Origin of the sequence: Pseudomonas sp. NPDC086112 (assembly GCF_044746425.1) — a bacterium.
Classification (GTDB): Bacteria; Pseudomonadota; Gammaproteobacteria; order Pseudomonadales; family Pseudomonadaceae; genus Aquipseudomonas.
This window is the reverse complement of sequence record NZ_JBIVCD010000006.1, coordinates 39,385-59,397: the sequence shown is the minus strand read 5'-3', so window position 1 is coordinate 59,397 and position 20,013 is coordinate 39,385. Positions and strand designations below refer to the sequence as shown.

Annotated in this window: 18 protein-coding genes; 10 read left to right on the top strand and 8 right to left on the bottom strand. The window is 60.0% G+C overall.

Annotated features, from left to right (window positions below; genetic code table 11):
- The first annotated feature begins 125 nt into the window (after positions 1 to 125).
- The 5 genes from ACIPLA_RS06580 (at position 126) to ACIPLA_RS06560 (ending at position 5,069) form a co-directional block, all read left to right on the top strand.
- A complete protein-coding gene (locus ACIPLA_RS06580) occupies positions 126 to 1,421 on the top strand; it encodes an NCS2 family permease (protein ID WP_123498645.1) in 1,296 nt (431 codons plus the stop codon).
- A complete protein-coding gene (trmA, locus tag ACIPLA_RS06575; protein ID WP_401172505.1) occupies positions 1,418 to 2,497 on the top strand; it encodes a tRNA (uridine(54)-C5)-methyltransferase TrmA in 1,080 nt (359 codons plus the stop codon). The genes ACIPLA_RS06580 and trmA overlap by 4 nt, the downstream gene beginning before the upstream one ends.
- Positions 2,498 to 2,678: 181 nt before the next feature.
- The gene (locus ACIPLA_RS06570) at positions 2,679 to 3,590 is read left to right on the top strand and encodes a LysR family transcriptional regulator (RefSeq protein WP_401172502.1); all 912 of its coding nucleotides are present in this window, start codon (positions 2,679 to 2,681) and stop codon (positions 3,588 to 3,590) included.
- A gap of 178 nt (positions 3,591 to 3,768) precedes the next feature.
- Positions 3,769 to 4,209, top strand: coding sequence for a type II 3-dehydroquinate dehydratase (gene aroQ, locus ACIPLA_RS06565; protein WP_123498635.1), 441 nt, complete (start codon positions 3,769 to 3,771; stop codon positions 4,207 to 4,209).
- Between the two features lie 5 nt (positions 4,210 to 4,214).
- Positions 4,215 to 5,069 carry a shikimate dehydrogenase gene (locus ACIPLA_RS06560; protein ID WP_401172497.1) on the top strand — a complete coding sequence of 285 codons (855 nt, stop codon included), beginning with the start codon at positions 4,215 to 4,217 and terminating at the stop codon, positions 5,067 to 5,069.
- A 75-nt stretch (positions 5,070 to 5,144) separates the two neighbouring features.
- On the opposite strand, the gene ACIPLA_RS06555 is transcribed toward ACIPLA_RS06560, so the two are convergent.
- Positions 5,145 to 5,822 (bottom strand): TetR family transcriptional regulator, encoded by a 678-nt coding sequence (locus ACIPLA_RS06555; RefSeq protein ID WP_218398830.1) that lies wholly within the window; start codon positions 5,820 to 5,822, stop codon positions 5,145 to 5,147.
- A 103-nt stretch (positions 5,823 to 5,925) separates the two neighbouring features.
- On the bottom strand, positions 5,926 to 7,827 hold the full coding sequence (gene quiC, locus ACIPLA_RS06550) for a 3-dehydroshikimate dehydratase QuiC (RefSeq protein WP_192345360.1): 1,902 nt from the start codon (positions 7,825 to 7,827) through the stop codon (positions 5,926 to 5,928).
- A gap of 490 nt (positions 7,828 to 8,317) precedes the next feature.
- Between quiC and ACIPLA_RS06545 the strand changes: the two genes are divergently transcribed.
- The gene (locus ACIPLA_RS06545) at positions 8,318 to 9,655 is read left to right on the top strand and encodes an MFS transporter (protein ID WP_192345359.1); all 1,338 of its coding nucleotides are present in this window, start codon (positions 8,318 to 8,320) and stop codon (positions 9,653 to 9,655) included.
- Here the strand turns inward: ACIPLA_RS06545 and ACIPLA_RS06540 are convergent.
- Together ACIPLA_RS06540 and ACIPLA_RS06535 are read right to left on the bottom strand one after the other, a co-directional pair.
- Positions 9,645 to 10,580 (bottom strand): DMT family transporter, encoded by a 936-nt coding sequence (locus tag ACIPLA_RS06540; protein WP_218398832.1) that lies wholly within the window; start codon positions 10,578 to 10,580, stop codon positions 9,645 to 9,647. The genes ACIPLA_RS06545 and ACIPLA_RS06540 overlap by 11 nt on opposite strands.
- Before the next feature lie 267 nt (positions 10,581 to 10,847).
- Complete coding sequence (locus ACIPLA_RS06535; protein WP_218398833.1) at positions 10,848 to 11,621, bottom strand: IclR family transcriptional regulator; 774 nt, start codon at positions 11,619 to 11,621, stop codon at positions 10,848 to 10,850.
- A 244-nt stretch (positions 11,622 to 11,865) separates the two neighbouring features.
- On the opposite strand from ACIPLA_RS06535, the gene ACIPLA_RS06530 reads away from it, so the two are divergent.
- The gene (locus ACIPLA_RS06530; RefSeq protein WP_123498621.1) at positions 11,866 to 12,759 is read left to right on the top strand and encodes a neutral zinc metallopeptidase; all 894 of its coding nucleotides are present in this window, start codon (positions 11,866 to 11,868) and stop codon (positions 12,757 to 12,759) included.
- On the top strand, positions 12,759 to 13,718 hold the full coding sequence (locus tag ACIPLA_RS06525) for an alpha/beta fold hydrolase (RefSeq protein ID WP_218398835.1): 960 nt from the start codon (positions 12,759 to 12,761) through the stop codon (positions 13,716 to 13,718). The genes ACIPLA_RS06530 and ACIPLA_RS06525 overlap by 1 nt, the downstream gene beginning before the upstream one ends.
- A gap of 141 nt (positions 13,719 to 13,859) precedes the next feature.
- On the opposite strand, the gene ACIPLA_RS06520 is transcribed toward ACIPLA_RS06525, so the two are convergent.
- The 3 genes from ACIPLA_RS06520 to ACIPLA_RS06510 form a co-directional block, all read right to left on the bottom strand.
- On the bottom strand, positions 13,860 to 14,453 hold the full coding sequence (locus ACIPLA_RS06520) for an HAD family hydrolase (protein WP_401172489.1): 594 nt from the start codon (positions 14,451 to 14,453) through the stop codon (positions 13,860 to 13,862).
- Positions 14,450 to 15,319, bottom strand: coding sequence for an acyl-CoA thioesterase II (gene tesB, locus ACIPLA_RS06515; protein ID WP_063342445.1), 870 nt, complete (start codon positions 15,317 to 15,319; stop codon positions 14,450 to 14,452). The genes ACIPLA_RS06520 and tesB overlap by 4 nt, the downstream gene beginning before the upstream one ends.
- A 106-nt stretch (positions 15,320 to 15,425) precedes the next feature.
- The gene (locus tag ACIPLA_RS06510) at positions 15,426 to 15,995 is read right to left on the bottom strand and encodes a GNAT family N-acetyltransferase (protein ID WP_218398837.1); all 570 of its coding nucleotides are present in this window, start codon (positions 15,993 to 15,995) and stop codon (positions 15,426 to 15,428) included.
- Between the two features lie 90 nt (positions 15,996 to 16,085).
- Between ACIPLA_RS06510 and ACIPLA_RS06505 the strand changes: the two genes are divergently transcribed.
- Together ACIPLA_RS06505 and ACIPLA_RS06500 are read left to right on the top strand one after the other, a co-directional pair.
- Complete coding sequence (locus ACIPLA_RS06505; protein WP_008070042.1) at positions 16,086 to 17,006, top strand: histone deacetylase; 921 nt, start codon at positions 16,086 to 16,088, stop codon at positions 17,004 to 17,006.
- A gap of 281 nt (positions 17,007 to 17,287) precedes the next feature.
- A complete protein-coding gene (locus ACIPLA_RS06500; RefSeq protein ID WP_401172485.1) occupies positions 17,288 to 18,529 on the top strand; it encodes a TIGR03862 family flavoprotein in 1,242 nt (413 codons plus the stop codon).
- Between the two features lie 126 nt (positions 18,530 to 18,655).
- Here the strand turns inward: ACIPLA_RS06500 and ACIPLA_RS06495 are convergent, their stop codons facing one another.
- The gene (locus tag ACIPLA_RS06495) at positions 18,656 to 19,990 is read right to left on the bottom strand and encodes a DEAD/DEAH box helicase (RefSeq protein WP_401172482.1); all 1,335 of its coding nucleotides are present in this window, start codon (positions 19,988 to 19,990) and stop codon (positions 18,656 to 18,658) included.
- Positions 19,991 to 20,013: the final 23 nt, after the last annotated feature.

Here is a 20,013-nt window from a genome sequence, read left to right as displayed (position 1 = left end):
CACGCTGCTGGTATGATGCGCGGCTTTTTCCGACCCACAGAAAATACCCAGGCGCCTGCTGCGGCCTGTGCTTTGCTGTTGAGGTCGATACATTCACGGCGCCGGGCGCGCCACGGGGAGCAGACATGCTGGAAAGGCTGTTTCAACTCAAGGCACACAACACCAACGTGCGGACCGAGATTCTGGCGGGCGTCACGACCTTTTTGGCCATGGCCTACATTCTGTTCGTCAACCCGAGCATCCTCGGCGAGACCGGCATGGACAAGGGTGCGGTGTTTGTCGCCACCTGTCTGGCAGCGGCCATCGGCTCGGCAACAATGGGTCTGATCGCCAACTACCCGATCGCCCTCGCGCCGGGCATGGGCCTGAATGCCTTCTTCACTTACACAGTGGTCCTGCACATGGGCCACACCTGGCAAGTGGCGTTGGGCGCGGTGTTCATCTCGGCGGTGATGTTTTTCCTGCTGTCGATCTTCCGCATCCGCGAATGGATCATCAACAGCATTCCGCTGGCGCTACGCTCGGCGATTGCCGCCGGTATCGGCTTGTTCCTGGCCCTGATCGCCCTGCACAACGCCGGCATCGTGGTCAGCAACCCGGCGACCATGGTCGGTCTCGGCGACTTGAAGCAACCGGCACCGATTCTCGCAACCCTTGGTTTTGCCCTGATCGTTGCCCTCGAAGCCCTGAAAGTACGCGGTGCGGTGCTGATCGGTATTCTGGCGGTAACCATCGTTTCGATCCTGTTGGGCTTCACCCCGTTCGGCGGCGTGATGTCGATGCCGCCGTCGCTGGCGCCGACTTTCCTGCAACTGGACATCAAAGGTGCACTGGACATCGGTCTGGTCAGCGTGATCTTCGCCTTCCTGTTCGTCGACCTGTTCGACAACTCCGGCACCCTGATCGGCGTGGCCAAGCGCGCCGGCCTGATGGGCAAGGACGGCCACATGCCGAAAATGGGCCGCGCCCTGATCGCCGACAGCACCGCGGCCATGGCCGGTTCCTTGCTGGGCACCTCGACCACCACCAGCTACATCGAATCCGCAGCCGGCGTGAGTGCCGGTGGCCGCACCGGCCTGACCGCCATCGTGGTCGCGATCCTGTTCCTGCTGGCGCTGTTCTTCTCGCCATTGGCGGCCAGCGTTCCAGCCTTCGCCACCGCACCTGCCTTACTGTTCGTCGCCGTACTGATGACATCCGGCCTGGCGGAAATAGACTGGGACGACATCACCGTTGCCGCACCGGTCGTGGTCACCGCCCTGGCCATGCCATTCACATATTCCATCGCCAACGGCATCGCCTTCGGTTTCATCTCCTGGACGGCCATCAAGTTGTTGTCCGGTCGCGGCCGTGAGTTGAATTCGGCGCTGGTGATTCTGTCGATTCTGTTCGTGATCAAGTTGGGTTGGTTCAACGCATGACTTTTGATTCCCAGGCTTACGCCGCTCAGCTCGAAGAAAAGGTCACGCGCCTGCGTGATCTGCTGACCCCGTTCGGTGCTCCCGAACCCGCAGTGTTCGATTCGCCGCTGAAAAACTTCCGCCTGCGTGCCGAGTTCCGCCTGTGGCGCGAAGCCGGCGAGCGCCATTACGCGATGTTTTCCCAGGAAGACAAACGCACGCCGATCCTGATCGAAGAGTTCCCGATCGCAAGCCTGCGCATCAACCAGTTGATGCCGCAGCTCAAGGCGGCGTGGCAAGCGAGTGCGGCCCTGAGCCACAAGCTGTTTCAGGTGGAGTTCCTCACCACCCTGGCCGGCGATGCGATGATCACCCTGTGCTATCACCGCCCGCTGGATGAGCACTGGCACGCAGCGGCGTCGAAACTGGCCGCCGAGCTGAATGTCAGCATCATCGGTCGCTCGAAGGGCAAACGCGAAGTGATCGGTCACGATTACGTGGTCGAAAAACTCGAAGTTGGCGGCCGTACCTTCAGCTATCGCCAGCCGGAAGGCGCGTTCACCCAACCCAATGGCACGGTAAACCAGAAGATGCTCAACTGGGCGTATGACGCCCTCGGTGATCGCTCCGACGATTTGCTGGAGCTGTATTGCGGCAACGGCAACTTCACCCTGCCGCTTGCGACCCGTGTGCGTAAAGTGCTGGCCACCGAGATCAGCAAGACCTCGGTCAATGCAGCGCTCAGCAACCTGAGCGAAAACGCAGTGGATAACGTCACGCTGGTGCGTTTGTCTGCCGAAGAACTGACCGAAGCACTGAACGAAGTTCGTCCGTTCCGCCGCCTGCACGGCATCGACCTCAAGAGCTACGAGTTCGGTAGCGTGTTCGTCGACCCGCCCCGCGCCGGCATGGACCCGGACACTTGCGAACTGACCCGGCGCTTCGACAACATCCTCTACATTTCCTGCAACCCGGAAACCCTGGCGGCCAACATCGCCCAGCTGCACGACACTCACCGCATTACCCAATGCGCGATGTTCGACCAGTTTCCGTGGACCCATCACATGGAATCCGGGGTGTTGTTGACCCGTCGTTGATCGCAGCCTCCATATACAAATCAGCCGTCCACTGGACGGCTTTTTTGTGGGCGATCAAAGCGCCGCATCGCCTGGCCGGTGCTGAACTCGGCACTGGCAGGTGAAACACCCTGTATTTATGTGCCCTCATTTGATAAACATAGCCTTCAAACACTTCATTTGATTCCCGGTGTAATCAATCATGCAGCGACATTTCGACGATCTTCAATTAGGCAGCATCGAACTGTTTTGCCTGGCCGCCGAAGCAGGCAGCTTTACCGCAGCAGCTCTAGTGGCGGGTGTGACGCCGGCCGCGGTCAGTCGCTCGGTGTCGCGCATGGAAGAACGCTTGGGCGTGCGGCTGTTTGCGCGTACCACCCGCAGCGTCAAGCTGACCGACAGTGGCCGGCGTTATTTCGAGGAGTGTCGCGAGGCTCTCGCACAACTGGTCGAGGCCCAGCGCGAGGTAATGGGGCAGCAGCAAGAACCTTCTGGCACTTTGCGCATCAGCATTCCCACGACCTATGCCCATCATCGAATCCTGCCCTTGCTGCCTGCGTTTCGGGCGCGCTTTCCCGCCGTGAAAGTCGAGGCACATATCAGCAATCGCAACATCGATTTCGTCGGCGAAGGCTATGACATGGCAATCCGTGTGCGGGCCATTCCCGACTCCGGGCTGATTGCACGACCGTTGGAGGACGCCGCGCTGGTGATGATTGCCAGCCCTGATTACCTGAAGCACGCCGGCACCCCGCAGACCCTGGATGACTTGGCTCAGCACGAATGCATCCAGTACGAACTGCCCAGCAGTGGGCGGCGGATTGCCTGGCTGTTCAACGACAACGGTGGGCCGCGGGAGATTTTGGCCGAGGGCAACTACTGCTGTTCCGATGACGTATTGGGCGGCGTGACGCTGGCAAAAAGCGGCGCCGGAATCTTTCAAACTTACCGCTTCATCGTCGAAAAGGAACTGGCGGACGGTTCGCTGGTGGAAGTTCTCGAGCCCTACGGCGGACGTTCCCGCCCCTTCACTCTGCTGTATCCGCAAAGCCGCCATGTGCCGTTGCGGCTAAGAGCGTTTATCGATTTTCTGGTTGAGCATCTGCCGCGCTGAAAAGATCGCACCTGTTGGAGCTGCCGCAGGCTGCGATCTTTTTGCGCATGTTCGATCACCGCACAAATAATCCAGGCCTGAAGCCCTCTTCAATTGACCTTATTAACCGGTTAGTACAATTTCTCTCCACAGGCTGAAACCCTCGGCCAATGCCAAAAATAATATGTGGAGAGACCCGATGTCCCCTATCGTTCTGGTGCTCAACGGCCCGAACCTGAACCTGCTGGGCACCCGTGAACCGGCGACTTATGGCCACGAAACCTTGGCGGACATTTCAGCGCTGTGCGGTCGCGCGGCCGAAGAGTTCGGCCTGACAGTGGAGTTTCGCCAGACCAACCATGAAGGCGAATTGCTCGACTGGATTCACACCGCCCGTGGCCGCTGCGCCGGGATCGTCATCAACCCGGCCGCCTGGACTCACACCTCGGTCGCCATTCGCGATGCCTTGGTTGCCAGCGAATTGCCGGTGATCGAAGTGCATCTGTCCAACGTCCATGCCCGTGAACCCTTCCGGCATCACTCCTTTGTTTCGTCCATCGCCACTGCGGTCATGTGCGGTTTCGGCAGCCACGGCTATCGTTTGGCGCTGGAGCATTTCAGCCATCGTTTGGAAGGTTAAGCGTCATGACACAGAACACCGTGGTATTGGCCGGGCTGATCGGTGCCGGCATTCAGGCTTCCCGCACTCCCGCGCTGCACGAGCATGAAGGTGACGCTCAGGGTTTGCGTTACCTGTATCGGTTGATCGATCTGGATCAATTGAAGCTCGACAGCAGTGCCCTGCCCGACCTGCTGATGGCCGCCGAACGAATGAATTTCACCGGGCTGAACATCACCTTCCCGTGCAAGCAGACGATCATCCCGTTGCTGGACGAATTGTCGCCGGAAGCCCGCGGTATTGGCGCGGTGAACACGGTGGTGCTCAAGGACGGTAAACGCATCGGCCACAACACCGACTGCCTGGGTTTTGCCGAGGGCTTTCGCCGTGGTTTGCAGGGCGTTGCTCTTGAGCGCGTCGTACAAATGGGCGCTGGTGGCGCAGGCGCGGCAGTGGCCCACGCGCTATTGAGCGAAGGCGTACAGCTGCTGAGCATTTTCGATGTGGATAACAGCCGTGCCCAGACGTTGGCGAACAACCTCAATCAGCATTTTGGCTTCGGCCGGGCCGTTGCCGGCCATGACTTGGCGAGTACCCTGGCCGAGGCCGACGGACTGGTGAACACCACGCCGATGGGCATGAAAAAGCTGCCGGGCATGCCAGTGCCGGTGGAGCTGCTTCGGGCGCAATTGTGGGTCGCGGAGATCGTTTACTTCCCACTGGAAACCGAACTGCTGCGCAACGCTCGCGCGCTGGGTTGCCGCACCCTGGATGGCGGCACCATGGCGGTGTTTCAGGCAGTGAAGGCGTTTGAACTGTTCAGCGGGGTGGTGCCGGATGCTCAGCGGATGATGGCGCATTTTCAGAGCATGAATGGTTGAAAAGCTTCGCGGGCAAGCCTCGCTCCTACGGGATCACCGCTAGCCCTGTAGGAGCGAGGCTTGCCCGCGAAGACGTCAGGCCTGCAAATATCGCAAAACCGACTCGCAAATCATCACCCGATGACGCTGCTTGATGCTTTCGTCCGGCAAGTCGATCTGAAAGATCTCACCGAAGGTATGACGGTTCGACACCCGATAGAAGCAAAACGAGCTGATCAGCAGATGCACATCCAATGGATCGAGGTCGGTGCGGAATACACCTTCTTCGCAACCGCGACGCAAAATCTCGCCCAGCGAATCGAGGATGGTGTTGTTCATCGCCTTGATCGCATCGGAGCGCTTCACATACTCGGCGTTGTGAATGTTCTCGATGCTGACGATACGCACGAAATCGACGTTGCGATCATGGTGATCGAAGGTGAATTCCACCAACCGCCGAATCGCTTCCACCGGCGCCAGTTCGGCCAGGTGCAGACGGTTTTCGGTGCTGCGGATATCCCCGTAGAGTTTCTCCAGCACCTCGACATAGAGCTGTTCCTTACTGCCGAAGTAGTAATAGATCATGCGTTTTGAGGTGTGGATGCGTTCGGCAATTGCATCGACGCGCGCACCGGAAAGTCCCTGCTGAACGAACTCGACAATGGCCTCTTGAAGAATGTTCTCGCGGGTCTTTTCCGGGTTGTTCTTGCGACTCTTGCGAGGCTCGGCAATTGGCTTTTCGGGCGCAGCGGAGAGTTCTGTAATTATTGTCATTGCGGGCTCACGGCCATCACTGCACAAGCTGGCGATTATGGGCTGCCGCGCCCAGTGAAGGAAGCCACGAGGCAGCAGTTATGTACCCGTGTTTACGATTTTCCTACAACTTTGCCTGACGTACGCCACCACTTCGCGATTTAGCCATCGCCGCCAGTCGCACTGCCACGTTGGCTGCGCCGTAACCCGCGTAGCCATTTTTGCGCTGGATGATTTCAAAGAAGAAGCGCCCTTCGAACGGCTCGGTGTACACATGAAACAGCTCGCCGCCCTGAGTATCGCGGTCGTAAAGCACGTTGAAATAGGCCAGCTCGCTGAGGAATTCATCGTCGAAATCGAAGCGTGCGGCGAGGTCATCGTAGTAGTTGAGCGGGATATCCAGCAGCGGTACGCCCGCCTCCTTCGCGCGACTGACTTCAGCAAAGATGTCGTCGCAATCGAAAGCGATGTGATGCACGCCGGAACCGCGATAACTCGACAGCGCGTGTGAGATGGCGGTGTTGCGGTTCTCGGAAATGTTCAGCGGCAGGCGGATCGAGCTGCATCGGCTGCGCAACGCGCGGCTCTTCACCAAACCATACGGGTCGGGCAGCACCACTTCATCGTCGGCTTCGAAATCCAGCAGGCTTTTATAGAACAGCACCCAACTGTCGAGGCTGTCGGCCGGCAGCGCCATCGCCATGTGATCGATACGCTTGAGGCCACCGCTGGCCACGGCCGTCGGTTGCAGATTGAAGTCGGTGCCGTAGACGTCGGCATTCTGGTCCACCAGGTAAATCAGGCTGCCGTCCGGCGCTCGCACCGCTGCCAGTTCCAGCTCATTGGGGCCAACGAGGCCGCGATAGGGCTGGCCTTTGTAAGCCACGGCACGGGCCAGCGCACTGGCGCTGTCCTGGACCCGCACGGCGGTGGCGCACAGTGATGGGCCGTGGGCCTCGAAAAAACTGTGGGCGAAGGAATAAGGCTCGCAATTGAGGATCAGGTTGATATCGCCCTGACGCAACAGGCTGACACTTTTGGAACGGTGCTGCCCGGCCTTGACGAAACCCAGCCGCTCCAGCCAATGGGACAGCTTGGCACCGAGGCTTTCATCCACTGCGAATTCAAGAAACTCGATGCCGTTGTATTCGCTGGCGCTTGGGGTCTGGAACAGAGTGTCGCGATTGGCCGGGGGTGTGGCTTCCTGTTCCAGACGTTGGCGGGTTTTCTCTTCCAGGTACAGCAACGAACGCAAACCGTCGGCGGCGTTGGCCCGTGGCGGTGCGGCGCGAAAGCCGTCGTTGAAGATCTCCAGCGACAGCGGCCCGGTGTAGCCACTCTTGATGATGGGCGCAAGGAAGCCCGGCAGATCGAATTCGCCCTGACCCGGGAAACAGCGGAAGTGTCGGCTCCACTCCAGCACATCCATGGCCAAAATCGGCGCGTCGGCCATTTGTACGAAGAAAATCTTGTCGCCGGGAATCTCGGCGATGGCGCTCGGGTCGCCCTTGAGCGACAGCGTATGAAAACTGTCCAGCAATACGCCGAGGCTTGGATGATCGGCCTGTCGAACGATGTTCCACACCTGCTGATACGTGTTGACGTGTCGACCCCACGCCAGCGCTTCGTAGCCGATCCGCAAACCACGAGCGCCGGCCCGTTCGGCGAGCAGGCGCAAGTCATCGACCAGGATCTGCTCATCACCGATGGAGTCGGCCGAGGCGTTGCTGCACACCAGCACCAGGTCGGTGCCCAGTTCCTGCATCAAATCGAACTTGCGCTCGGCCCGCTCCAGATTGCGTGGCAGGCGATCGCGGCGGCAACCTTCGAAATCCCGAAAGGGTTGAAACAGCGTGATGGCGATCCCGAGATCGGCGCACATCTGCCTGATTTCCCGCGGACTGCCGTCGTAGTAGAGAAGGTCGTTCTCGAAAATCTCCACGCCGTCAAAACCGGCGGCGGCGATGGCTTCGAGTTTTTCCGGCAAGGTGCCGCTCAAGGAAACGGTGGCAATGGAACGCTGCATGTGTCGACTCCCGGTGGTGGGGACATTCTTGTTGGGCAAATTATTGGCTTGACGAATCCACACAGCAATTCAAAGTGTACTACCCGGTTAGTTTTGCGGGCGATTATCGAACACAATGGCGGTTGGCGAATTGACGATTTTTCGTCCACTGCGCAACATCGACACCACATTGAGTCCGGCCACGACCCCATGGACTCGGTTACCAAAGACCCTGAACACCACATAAAAATTTCAAAAAACGGGTACACGCTCATGCGCTTATTCAACGCCTTGTTTGCTTGCTCCACCCTCACGCTGTATCTGGCATCCATCCGAACCTTGCGCCCTCTCGGCCGAACCGCGCCGCTGGCTGAATAACGCGTTGTCGTCAGTCCGACGAAAACACCTCAGCCGATCAATCACACCCGCGCCTGGCGCCGTCGATTGATCACGCGCCCTTGAAGTCCCGACAAGCCTCGCTTGTCAGTCATTGAACGGATGGCACATACACATGATTCCTTCTCAAAGCTCTCGCGTGGCTCCGGCCATGGGCGTCGCCACTGGCGGCATCGGCGACAAAATCCGCGGCGCCATGGCGGTCGGCAAAACCCGTTGGGGGATGCTGGCGCTGGTGTTTTTCGCCACCACTCTGAACTACATCGACCGCGCCGCCCTGGGCGTGATGCAGCCGATCCTGGCCAAGGAAATGAGTTGGACGGCGATGGACTACGCCAACATCAACTTCTGGTTTCAGGTCGGCTACGCCATCGGCTTTGTGCTGCAGGGCCGGTTGATCGACCGGGTCGGCGTCAAACGCGTGTTCTTCTGCGCGGTGCTGCTCTGGAGCCTGGCCACCGGTGCTCATGGCCTGGCCACTTCGGCGGTGGGCTTTATGGTCTGCCGGTTCATTCTCGGTCTGACCGAAGCGGCGAATTACCCGGCCTGCGTGAAAACCACCCGGTTGTGGTTCCCCGCCGGCGAGCGCGCCGTGGCCACCGGCATCTTCAACGCCGGGACCAACGTCGGCGCGATGTTCACGCCGATGCTGCTGCCGTTGATCCTCCACGCCTGGGGCTGGCAAGCCGCGTTCCTGTGCATGGCGGCGCTGGGCGGCATCTGGTTGCTGTTCTGGGGCCTGAAGTACTTCAACCCGGAAGATCACCCGAGCGTCAAGCAATCGGAACTGGACTACATCCAGAAGGAAGTCGAGCCGGAACAATCCCGCGTACCGTTCTCGAAAATCCTGCGCATGCGTGGCACCTGGGCCTTCGCCCTCGCCTACTCGATCACCGCGCCGGTGTTCTGGTTCTACCTGTACTGGCTGCCGCCGTTTCTCAATCAGCAATACAACCTGGGAATCAACGTGACCCAGATGGGTATTCCGCTGATCATCATCTACCTCACGGCTGACTTCGGCAGTGTCGGCGGCGGCATCCTGTCTTCGTTCCTGATCGGTCGCGGGATCAACCCGATCAAGGCGCGATTGATGTCCATGTTCCTGTTCGCCTGCTGCATCATCGGCGTGGTCATGGCCGCCGGCTCAAGCAACCTGTGGCTCGCGGTGTTCGCCATCTCCCTGGCCATCGGCGCGCACCAGGCCTGGACCGCGAACATCTGGAGCCTGGTGATGGACTACACGCCCAAGCACATGATGAGTACGGTGTTCGGCTTCGGCGGGATGTGCGCGGCAATCGGCGGGATGTTCATGACCCAGTTGGTCGGCCACATTCTGACGGTCACCCACAACAACTACACCGTGCTGTTCACCATGATTCCGGCGATGTACTTCATCGCACTGATCTGGATGTACTTCATGGCACCGCGCAAGATTCCTACCGTCACCGCGTAAACTCCCTTCCCCCGGCAGGCCTGATTCCAGGCCTGCCGCCCTCCTCTTGTCGACGCCGTTGTTGCCACGCCGCTGCCAACCCGCTGCAGCAAATCACCACAATCCCGATCACCGTAGTCAGGGTCGGCGTGTGGGAAAACAGCCACCAGCCCAGCAAACCTGCAAAGACAATCTGGCAATAGCCGAACGGCGCCAGCAACGCGGGCGCGGCGTGACGGAAGGCCTGGGTCAACAACAGATGCGCCGTCATTCCGCACGCCCCCAGCGCCACCATCAAAAACCCATGCCCCACGCTTGGGACTTGCCAGAAGAACGGCACCAGCGCACTCATCACCAACGTATTGCAGAGCCCAGCGAAAAAATTGCTGGTGGTCGGGCTATCGATTTCGCTGAGCTTGCGGGTGAGCAATTGATAGAAGCAGAAAAACAGCGCTGAGCAGAACGGCAGCAACACCGCAGGCGTGAACAGTTCGCCGCCGGGATGGACGATGATCAACACTCCGATGAACCCGCAAATCACCGCCAGCCATTGCCCGCGCGTCACCTGTTCACCGAGCAGTGGCACCGACAACGCCGTGACCAATACCGGTGCAAGAAAATTCACAGCCGTGGCTTCGGCCAACGGGATGAACAGCAAACCAGTCGTGAACAGCAAACTGGTCCCCAACAGGCACAACGCCCGCAACAGCTGCAGCAATGGCCGTTTGGTGCGTAGGACACGCAGCCCGGACTGCGGCAGAAAAATCCCTGCCATCAGCAAGGTGTGAACCACATAGCGGGCCCAGACCACCATGATGACGGGATAGAACCCCGAGAGATATTTCGACAAAGCGTCATGGCTGGAAAACAGGAAGGTGGCAACGACGATCAGCAGAATCCCTTTGAAGGGCTGATTGACACCGGAAAGCGGGGTGCTGACGGTCATGGGTTATCCCTGGGTCTTGAGATCAAAAGCTTCGCGGGCAAGCCTCGCGCCTACGGAGTCTCTGTTGTCCTTGTGGGAGATGAATTCCAATAATTTAGAACATGGTTCCAGATTCTTACATGAGAAAAAGCAAATAGTGTTCGAACAGCGCACAACTTTGTATGGGCGAAGGAAAATCCATGTAGGAGCGAGGCTTGCCCGCGAAGACGGTGTGTCATGCAACATTGATGTCGACAGACACACCGTCTTCGCGGGCAAGCCTCGCTCCTACAACAACTCTGAAGCCAGGCTCGCCGCCGACAACTCCTCGGCAAACTTCAGTAATAGCGGCGCCAGTTCATGCAAACGCGCCCCCGGCATCCGCGCACTTGGCCCGGCGATGCTGAGTACCCCGATCACCCGACCATCACCCGGATGCCGCACCACCGCTGCAATTGCCGACGTGCCGACCGCCGAACTCTCCTCGACCCAGGCATAGCCCTGCTCTCTGGCCAGACGCAGGCGTTCAAGCAATTCGATGTTGGAGCGCGGTGCATTTGGCCCGAGGTCCTTGGGCCGGTCACTGCCCTGGCGTTCCACCAGCGACAAGGCCTCGGCATCGCTCATGCTCGCCAGCCACGCATGCCCCGACGCGGTGTAAAACAACGGTGCATCGCGGCCCATGTCCGGGTCGTAGCGCAAGCCGGATCGGGCGCCCTGGGACTTGGCTATCCAGACCTGCCGCTCCCCTTCGATTACTCCAAGGCGCACCAGCTCACCGGTTTCCTGAGCCAGTCGATCAAGCACCGATTGAACGATATCCGCGCCGCTACTCGACAGGTAGCGAAAACCCAGGGCTACCAACTTGGTCGACAGGTGATAGCGCAGGTTCTCCGGATTCTGCCGCACATAGCCCAGTCGAATCAGCTCGGCGAGCAAACGATGGGTCGCGCTTTTGGGGATATCCAGTTGCTCTGCCAGCGTCTGCATCGGCAGGCCACGAGGGTCACTGGTAAGGCTTTCCAGCACGCTGAAAACACGTTCGATCTGACTGCCTGCCATGGGAGATTCCAAAATGAAATTTGACTGATTCTAAAAGACAACTCGAAGGAAGCAAAATCTGGAACCTGTCCGGCAGCAGTCTTGACCGAACCTGCAGTCCCCGTCCGTCCATGAAACCGCTAATGTCGCCACTTAGGAGAACCCCAGTCGCCAAGGGCTGTCAGACGACCGGACTGGCGCCATACCTACTCACCGGCAACACTCATCACCATGCGCCTTCATCAGGTAAAAAAGAGGATCCCCCATGCTTTGGAAAAAAGGCCGACGCAGCGACAACGTGGTCGATGCCCGTGGCGATGACGTCGGTGGTGGGGGCGGTGGAATGCGCTTCGGTGGAGGCAAGGGCCTGAGCCTGACGGCAATCCTGTTGATCGTCGGAATCGGCTGGATCACCGGCCAGGACCCGCTGCAGATCCTCGGCCAACTGACCGGGCAAATGAGTGAACAGTCCGCCCCGGCCCCCACCCAAACCCGCAAGGCGCCACCGGCCAATGATGAAGGGGCCGAATTCGTGCGCTCGATCCTCGGCGATACCGAAGACACCTGGCGCCAGATTTTCCAGCAGGCCGATCGACAATATAAAGACCCGACCCTGGTGCTGTTCAGCAACCGCGTCAACTCGGCCTGCGGCCTGGCGACTTCGGCGACCGGTCCCTTCTATTGCCCGGCTGACCAGAAGGTCTACCTCGATATGAGTTTCTTTCAAGAGATGTCCCAACGCTTTTCCGCCGCCGGCGACTTCGCCCAGGCCTACGTGATCGCTCACGAAGTCGGGCACCACGTGCAGACCCTGCTCGGCGTTTCCGCGAAGATTCAGGACGCTCGCCAACAGGGCCGGCAGATGGAAGGCGACAATGGTTTGCTGGTGCGTCAGGAATTGCAGGCCGATTGCCTGGCCGGCGTCTGGGCCCACAATGCGCAAAAACGTCTGAACTGGCTGGAACCCGGTGACATCGAAGAAGCCTTGAACGCCGCCAACGCCATCGGCGACGACCGCTTGCAACAGCAAGGTCAGGGCCGCGTGGTGCCGGACTCCTTCACCCACGGCACTTCGGCCCAGCGAGTGCGCTGGTTCAAGGCCGGGTTCGCACAGGGCCAGGTCGGCCAGTGCGACACCTTCGCGGCGAAGAGTCTGTGATGCGCAAGTGGCTGCTGGCTCTGCTAATCACCTGCGCAAGCACCCAGGCTGCCGAGCAAGGGGTCAAGGCGATCAGTTCCGGGCGCCTGCTGTTGAGCGCCGGGGAAATCGCGGTGAGCATGGGCCCGACACCGGAAAAAATAGAACGCGTAGTGATCATCGTCCATGGTCGATTACGCGATGCTGAAACCTATCGCCAAAGCGCCGAACGCGCTGCCGAGCAAGCCGGGCAAAGCGCGAACACCCTGGTGCTCGCCCCGCAGTTTCTCAACGAAACCGACGTCGCGAGCCAACCGGTGCCTGACAGTGTTTTACGCTGGCAAGGCAACGACTGGATGGCCGGCGGTTTATCCACCGCGCCGTTTACGCTGAGTTCCTATGCGGCGCTCGACGAAATCATCGCGCGACTGGGTGATCGGCGACAGTTTCCGGACGTGAAGCAAATCGTCATTGCCGGCCACTCCGGCGGTGCTCAGGTGGTTCAACGTTATGCCTTGCTGAGCCACCCTCAGCCAGCCCTCGAGGCGGAAGGCGTGAAGGTGCGCTATGTGATCGCCAATGCTTCGTCGTACGCTTACTTCAATGAGCAACGGCCGGTGGCGTTCAGTCACGCGAAATGTCCGAATTTCAATCGCTGGAAGTACGGACTGGCGAATCTGCCCGCCTATGCCGATGGACAAACACCTGCGCAACTCGAAGACAACTACGTCAAACGTGACATCGTTTATTTACTCGGGCAGCAGGACATCGACCCGAATCATCCGGCGCTGGATAAAAGTTGCGAGGCCAAAGCCCAGGGTGCTTCTCGATTGATTCGTGGGCGCCACTATTTCAATTATCTGAAACGGCGCCATCCGCAAGGGTTGAGTCAGCAGCTCATTGAAGTGCCTGGGGTCGGGCACAATGGGGATGGGATGTTTACATCGCCTGAGGGGCAGAAGGTGTTGTTCGGGCAGTGAGGGTTGCGGGGCCGGGCAGTGCCCCTTCGCGAGCAAGCCCGCTCCCACAGTAGATTTTGGTGTACACAAAATCTGTGTTCACACCGATCAAATGTGGGAGCGGGCTTGCTCGCGAAAGCGGTTAACCCGACAACATATCCCTCAAGCCGAAAGCATCTGCCGCAACACCACGCAATCGGCTGCATGCCAATCCGCCAATTCCGGCCAAGGATTATCCGGCAGATTCACCAGCACCGTCCGCGTCCCCGCCGCCCGGCCGCAATCCAGATCGAAGCGGTAATCACCGACCATCACCATTTCGCTCGCCGGCACTTTCCAGGCTTCGGCCAGTTTCAGCAATCCACCAGGATGCGGTTTGGGCGGTGCTTCATCGCGGCCCAGTACATCCTCCACCGCAAAGCAATCAGCCAGTCCGATGGCCTCCAGCGTGACATGGGCCAGCTCGCGAGCATTGCGCGTGAGAATGCCCAGGCGATAACCGCGCCCGGCCAACTCACGCACCAGTTCCACCGCGCCCGGCGCCGGCTTCGAACCCAGCGCCAGATCCCGCTCGTGCTCCAGCAGCCACGCGTGTTTGGCCGCGGCTTCATCGGCCGGCAGCGCAGCGAGGTGGGTCAGGATGTCGTGTTCGGCGGGAATCGCCAACGCCACGCGAATCGCCGCGAAGTCATGCACCGCCACCGTCAAGGTGCCGTCCATGTCGAACACCCAGTGCCGCACCTCGGCCAGGCTCATGCCCAATCCTTGCGATGGCGAATCAGGCCTTCCTGAGTGACCGAAGCCACCAGTTGCCCGGCACGGTTGAATACGCTGCCACGGGAGAATCCGCGGGAATTGCCGGCCCACGGGCTGTCCATGGCGTACAGCAACCAGTCATCGGCGCGCAGGTCGGCGTGGAACCACAAGGCGTGATCGAGGCTGGCGACCTGCATGTCTTTCTGCCAGACCGATTTGCCGTGGGGCAGCATCGAGGTGGTCAGCAGACCGAAGTCCGACGCGTAGGCCAGCAGGTATTTGTGCAGCGCCGGGGTGTCAGCCAACGCACCGTCGGCGCGGAACCAGACGTATTTGACTGGGTCGGCGGGCTGCGGATTGTAGGGGTCTTTTTCGGTCACCGGCCGGACTTCGATCGGTTTCGGGCACAGCAGTTTTTCGCGCATGTGCTCAGGAATCAGGTGCGCGCGCTGCTGGGTGAGCTCCAGCTCCGACGGCAAGTTTTCCGGGCCGACTACTTGCGGCATCTCAGTCTGGTGCTGGAAGCCTTCTTCGTCGTACTGGAACGAGGCGCTGCAAGTGAAAATCGGATGGCCCTTCTGGATCGCCGTCACCCGGCGCGTGCTGAAACTGCCGCCATCGCGCACCCGATCGACCTGATACACCACCGGCAATTTGGCATCGCCCGGGCGCAGGAAATAACCGTGCATCGAATGCACATGGCGCGCTGCCTCGACGGTCTGACTGGCCGCCGACAGGGACTGGCCGAGTACCTGGCCGCCGAACAACTGACGAAAACCCAGGTCTTGGCTGCGACCACGGAACAGGTTTTCTTCAATCGGTTCCAGGGTCAGCAGGTCTACCAGATCTTCCAACACTTGGCTCATTCAGACTCTCCTCACACAACGCAATGCCGCGCAGTCTTGGCTGCGGCGGTCGATTCAGTTTATGGCCCGGTTCAACATGAGGGCCATTGTAAACGTCCGCGCCTGCTTATCCATGCAAGGTTTGCAGCCATTGCTCACGGGTGATGCGGTACAGCACGTGCGGACGCAGCGGATGATCGGCTGCAAGCCGCGGGTGCTCGAAGTCATCGACGGGGGCATGGTGCATGCCGATCGCTTGCATGACTTTCTCGGATGGCAGATTGGTCTTGGTGGTGAATGCCACGACCTCTTGTAGCGCCAACCGATCAAACCCGCAGCGCAGAGCGGTCCACGCCGCTTCACCGGCATAGCCCAGGCCCCAATGCTCGCGCGCCAGGCGCCAGCCGATTTCAGTGGCCGGCGTAAATGGCGCATCGAAGCCGACCACACCCAGCCCGGTAAACCCGATGAACGCCCCGGTGTCCTTGCGCTCCAGTGCCCAGAGACCGAAACCATGCTCGGCAAAATGCCCGCGAATCCGCCCGATCAACGAGGCACTTTCCAGTCGACTCAAGGGTGCCGGAAAATAACGCATCACTTGTGGATCGGCGCACATCGCCGCAAACGCCGGCAAATCCTCATCACGCCACTGCCGTAACAACAGTCGTGCGCTTTCGAGTTCCAGTATCGGCTCCATCGTGCCTCCTCCCCCGTTTCCATGCCGCAAGTCTACATCGCTGGTAGGATCGTTCACTCATTCCTACATGCCTTCCTGTATAAATCTGCCATGCCCCTGCCACTGATCTACCACGAAGACTACAGTCCCGAGTTCCCGGCGGATCACCGCTTCCCCATGGACAAGTTTCGCCTGCTGCGCGATCACCTGGTGGACAGTGGGCTGACCCGCGACACCGATTTGCTGCGCCCGGACCTCTGCCCGCCAGAGATTCTCGCCCTCGCCCATGACCCTGCATATATCGAACGCTACATGGGCGGCGAATTGTCCCGCGAAGATCAACGACGCCTCGGCTTGCCCTGGAGCGAAGCGCTGGCCCGGCGCACGGTGCGAGCGGTCGGCGGTTCGCTGCTGGCGGCCGAACAGGCACTGGAGCATGGTTTGGCCTGCCACCTGGCTGGCGGCACTCACCACGCGCATTACGATCATCCCGCCGGGTTCTGCATCTTCAATGACCTGGCGGTGATCAGCCATTACCTGCTGGAAAGTGGCCGAGTGAACCGGGTGCTGATCTTCGACTGCGATGTGCATCAGGGCGACGGGACTGCACGAATCCTGCACAACACCCCTGAGGCGATAACCGTTTCCCTGCACTGCGAAAAGAATTTTCCTGCACGCAAAGCCGAAAGTGATTGGGATATTCCGTTGCCGATGGGCATGGGCGATGCCGATTACCTGAAAGTGGTGGACGACGCACTCAACTATTTGCTGCCGCTCTACCAACCGGACCTGGTGCTGTACGACGCCGGTGTCGATGTGCATAAGGATGACGCACTGGGTTATCTGAAGCTGACAGACGAAGGCGTCGCCGCTCGCGATGAAAGCGTGATGCGCCATTGCCTGGGCCGGGATATTCCGGTGGTCGGCGTGATCGGCGGCGGCTACAGCAAAGACCGCAAAGCCCTGGCACGCCGTCATGGCATCCTCCATCACAGCGCCCAACGGGTGTGGCAGTCATCAGGTTGTCATTGATGTGTGGGTCTTTACCCACAATGCCTGTGGAACCGCCTGTGGATAACCTGAGTGAAAGGGTCTGCAGGCCATGCGGGGTGTAGGCTACAGAGCGGTGGTTGTTTTTTAACCACCTTTGAAAACACCGACGATCAAATGTGGGAGCGGGCTTGCTCGCGAAGGCGATTTAACAATCAACATTGATATCGACTGACCCACCGCTTTCGCGAGCAAGCCCGCTCCCACATTGATCGGGGCTGATAGAATGCCCGGCTTCATTCCGCCAGACCGCAGCGCATTCCATGACCCAGCCCTCCACTTCCCTCCCCCCTCACATCGCCATCATCGGCGGCGGCCCCGCCGGTTTGATGGCGGCTGAAGTGCTGAGCCAGGCCGGGATCAAGGTCGATCTGTACGACGGCATGCCTTCAGTGGGGCGAAAATTCCTCCTCGCCGGGGTCGGCGGCATGAACATCACCCATTCCGAGGCCTACCCGGCGTTTCTCTCGCGCTATGCCGAACGGGCACCGCAGATTGCGCCGCTGTTACGGTCCTTCGGCGCCGACGCCTTGTGCCAATGGATTCATGACCTCGGTATCGAAACCTTTGTCGGCAGCTCCGGCCGGGTGTTTCCTACCGACATGAAAGCCGCGCCCCTGTTGCGTGCCTGGCTCAAGCGCCTGCGCGATGCCGGCGTCGTTATCCACACCCGCCATCGCTGGCTCGGTTGGGATGACAACAATGACTTGCGCATCGACAGCCCCGAAGGTGAAAAAACCATTCAAGCCGACGCGACCCTGCTGGCCCTGGGCGGCGGCAGTTGGTCGCGCCTCGGTTCGGACGGTGCCTGGATGTTGCCGCTGGAACAGCGCGGTGTAGGACTGGCGCCACTGCAACCAAGCAATTGCGGCTTCGAGGTGCAGGCCTGGAGCGAATTGATGGTCAGCAAATTCGCCGGCAGCCCGCTGAAAAACATCGCCATTGGCCTCAATGACGACGTGCCGCGACTCGGGGAATGTGTGATCACTGCCACGGGAATTGAAGGCAGTTTGATCTACGCCCTGTCGGCACCGATCCGCGAAGCAATCAATCAACACCGCTCGGCAACCATTCACCTCGACCTGTTGCCGGGCAAGCCTGTGGATAAAATCCAGGCGGTGCTAAGCAAACCTCGCGGCTCCCGTTCCATGGCCAAACACCTGCACAGTCAGCTTGGGCTTGATGGGGTGAAAGCGGCGCTGTTGCGAGAGCTGACACCGGCCGACTGTTTTACCGATCCGGCATTGCTGGCCAAAGCGATCAAGGCATTGCCGCTGACATTGGTGAAAACCCGGCCATTGGACGAGGCCATCAGCAGCGCGGGGGGCGTGATGTTCGAGTCGATGGATGAACGTTTGATGCTCAAGCAACTGCCCGGCGTGTTCTGCGCGGGAGAAATGCTCGATTGGGAAGCGCCGACCGGCGGCTATCTGCTGACCGCGTGTTTCGCCAGTGGGCGAGCGGCGGGGTTGGGGATGGTGGAGTGGTTGAAACACAAGGATTGAGACCGAGGCGCGCCCTTCGCGAGCAAGCCCGCTTGCCCACATTCATTCGAGTTCTTTCAGTAAGAATGCGATTGAATGTGGGAGCGGGCTTGCTCGCGAAAGCGGTCTAACCGGCGCAGCGTTTAATCAAGGCTTACGCTTACGCGGCCCGGTATTAAACACCGGCACTTTACGCACAGGCTTGATCGAAGGCTCCGGCGCCGAGGCATCACCGCTCTCGACCCACTTACCCAAATTGCGCTTGCCGCCACTGGAGGTTTTTGGCTTCTTCGGTTTTTTCGGCTTCTTGACCACCTGACCGCTGGCATCGGTATCCGGCACGCGGTGCTCAGGCTCGAAATCCTGCTCCATCTGACGAGTCAACGTCTGACGGGTCAACGTCTCGATGGCCGACAGCAAATTCACCTCATCGGCACACACCAGCGAAATAGCCTGCCCGGTTGCGCCCGCACGGCCGGTGCGACCAATGCGGTGGATGTAGTCCTCGGCCACGATCGGCAGGTCGAAATTGACCACCAATGGCAAATCTTCGATATCCAGGCCACGGGCGGCAACATCGGTGGCTACAAGGATCTGCACTTCACTGGCCTTGAAACGATCCAGTGCCCGCTGACGGGTCGCCTGAGGTTTGTCGCCGTGGATGCCGTCGGCATTGATGCCCAGGCCCTGGAGCTTTTCCACCAACGCGTCTACGCCGTTACGGGTCTTGGCAAACACCAGCACCTGCTTCCACTTGCCCTTGCGCATCAAGTGAACGAACAGCTCCGACTTGCGCTTCTTGTCCACCGTCACCACCCATTGCTTGACGGTGTTGGCGGCGACGTTGCGCGGGCTGACTTCGATGCTCAGCGGGTCGTTGAGCATTTGCCCGGCCAGCAGGCGGATCGCATCGGAGAACGTGGCAGAGAACAGCAACGTCTGACGTTTCTTCGGCAATACGCGGTAAATGTTCCCAAGCTCCTCGGAAAAGCCCAGATCGAGCATGCGATCGGCTTCGTCCAGCACCAGGGTTTGCAACTGGTTGAACTTGAGCGCGTTCTGGCGGAACAGGTCGAGCAAGCGGCCCGGAGTCGCCACCAACAGGTCGACGCCCTTGCGCAGCTTCATCATTTGCGGGTTGATGCTGACGCCGCCGTACACCGCGTACGTGCTCAACGGCAGGTTCTCGGCGTACTGGCGCACGGCTTCGTGAACCTGTTCGGCCAGCTCGCGGGTTGGCACCAGGATCAATGCGCGCACGGAGTTGGCGCTGACTTTCGGCCCTTCCATGGCCAGCAATTGCAGCAGCGGCAGGGCGAAACCGGCGGTTTTGCCGGTGCCGGTCTGGGCGGCGGCCATCAGGTCGCGACCGGCCAGCACCGCCGGAATGGCTTGCGCCTGGACCGGCGTAGGAGTCTGGTAGCCGAGCGTCTCGAGAGCGCGCAGCAAAGGTTCGATCAGGCCAAGGGTGGCGAAAGTCATGGGAGTACCGTAGGAAAATTCAG

Bases quoted from the DNA above. Each gene is read 5' to 3' on its own strand.
- ACIPLA_RS06580 (WP_123498645.1), top strand. From the start codon at position 126: ATGCTGGAAAGGCTGTTTCAACTCAAGGCACACAACACCAACGTGCGG.
- trmA (WP_401172505.1), top strand. From the start codon at position 1,418: ATGACTTTTGATTCCCAGGCTTACGCCGCTCAGCTCGAAGAAAAGGTC.
- ACIPLA_RS06570 (WP_401172502.1), top strand. From the start codon at position 2,679: ATGCAGCGACATTTCGACGATCTTCAATTAGGCAGCATCGAACTGTTT.
- aroQ (WP_123498635.1), top strand. From the start codon at position 3,769: ATGTCCCCTATCGTTCTGGTGCTCAACGGCCCGAACCTGAACCTGCTG.
- ACIPLA_RS06560 (WP_401172497.1), top strand. From the start codon at position 4,215: ATGACACAGAACACCGTGGTATTGGCCGGGCTGATCGGTGCCGGCATT.
- ACIPLA_RS06555 (WP_218398830.1), bottom strand. From the start codon at position 5,822: ATGACAATAATTACAGAACTCTCCGCTGCGCCCGAAAAGCCAATTGCC.
- quiC (WP_192345360.1), bottom strand. From the start codon at position 7,827: ATGCAGCGTTCCATTGCCACCGTTTCCTTGAGCGGCACCTTGCCGGAA.
- ACIPLA_RS06545 (WP_192345359.1), top strand. From the start codon at position 8,318: ATGATTCCTTCTCAAAGCTCTCGCGTGGCTCCGGCCATGGGCGTCGCC.
- ACIPLA_RS06540 (WP_218398832.1), bottom strand. From the start codon at position 10,580: ATGACCGTCAGCACCCCGCTTTCCGGTGTCAATCAGCCCTTCAAAGGG.
- ACIPLA_RS06535 (WP_218398833.1), bottom strand. From the start codon at position 11,621: ATGGCAGGCAGTCAGATCGAACGTGTTTTCAGCGTGCTGGAAAGCCTT.
- ACIPLA_RS06530 (WP_123498621.1), top strand. From the start codon at position 11,866: ATGCTTTGGAAAAAAGGCCGACGCAGCGACAACGTGGTCGATGCCCGT.
- ACIPLA_RS06525 (WP_218398835.1), top strand. From the start codon at position 12,759: ATGCGCAAGTGGCTGCTGGCTCTGCTAATCACCTGCGCAAGCACCCAG.
- ACIPLA_RS06520 (WP_401172489.1), bottom strand. From the start codon at position 14,453: ATGAGCCTGGCCGAGGTGCGGCACTGGGTGTTCGACATGGACGGCACC.
- tesB (WP_063342445.1), bottom strand. From the start codon at position 15,319: ATGAGCCAAGTGTTGGAAGATCTGGTAGACCTGCTGACCCTGGAACCG.
- ACIPLA_RS06510 (WP_218398837.1), bottom strand. From the start codon at position 15,995: ATGGAGCCGATACTGGAACTCGAAAGCGCACGACTGTTGTTACGGCAG.
- ACIPLA_RS06505 (WP_008070042.1), top strand. From the start codon at position 16,086: ATGCCCCTGCCACTGATCTACCACGAAGACTACAGTCCCGAGTTCCCG.
- ACIPLA_RS06500 (WP_401172485.1), top strand. From the start codon at position 17,288: ATGACCCAGCCCTCCACTTCCCTCCCCCCTCACATCGCCATCATCGGC.
- ACIPLA_RS06495 (WP_401172482.1), bottom strand. From the start codon at position 19,990: ATGACTTTCGCCACCCTTGGCCTGATCGAACCTTTGCTGCGCGCTCTC.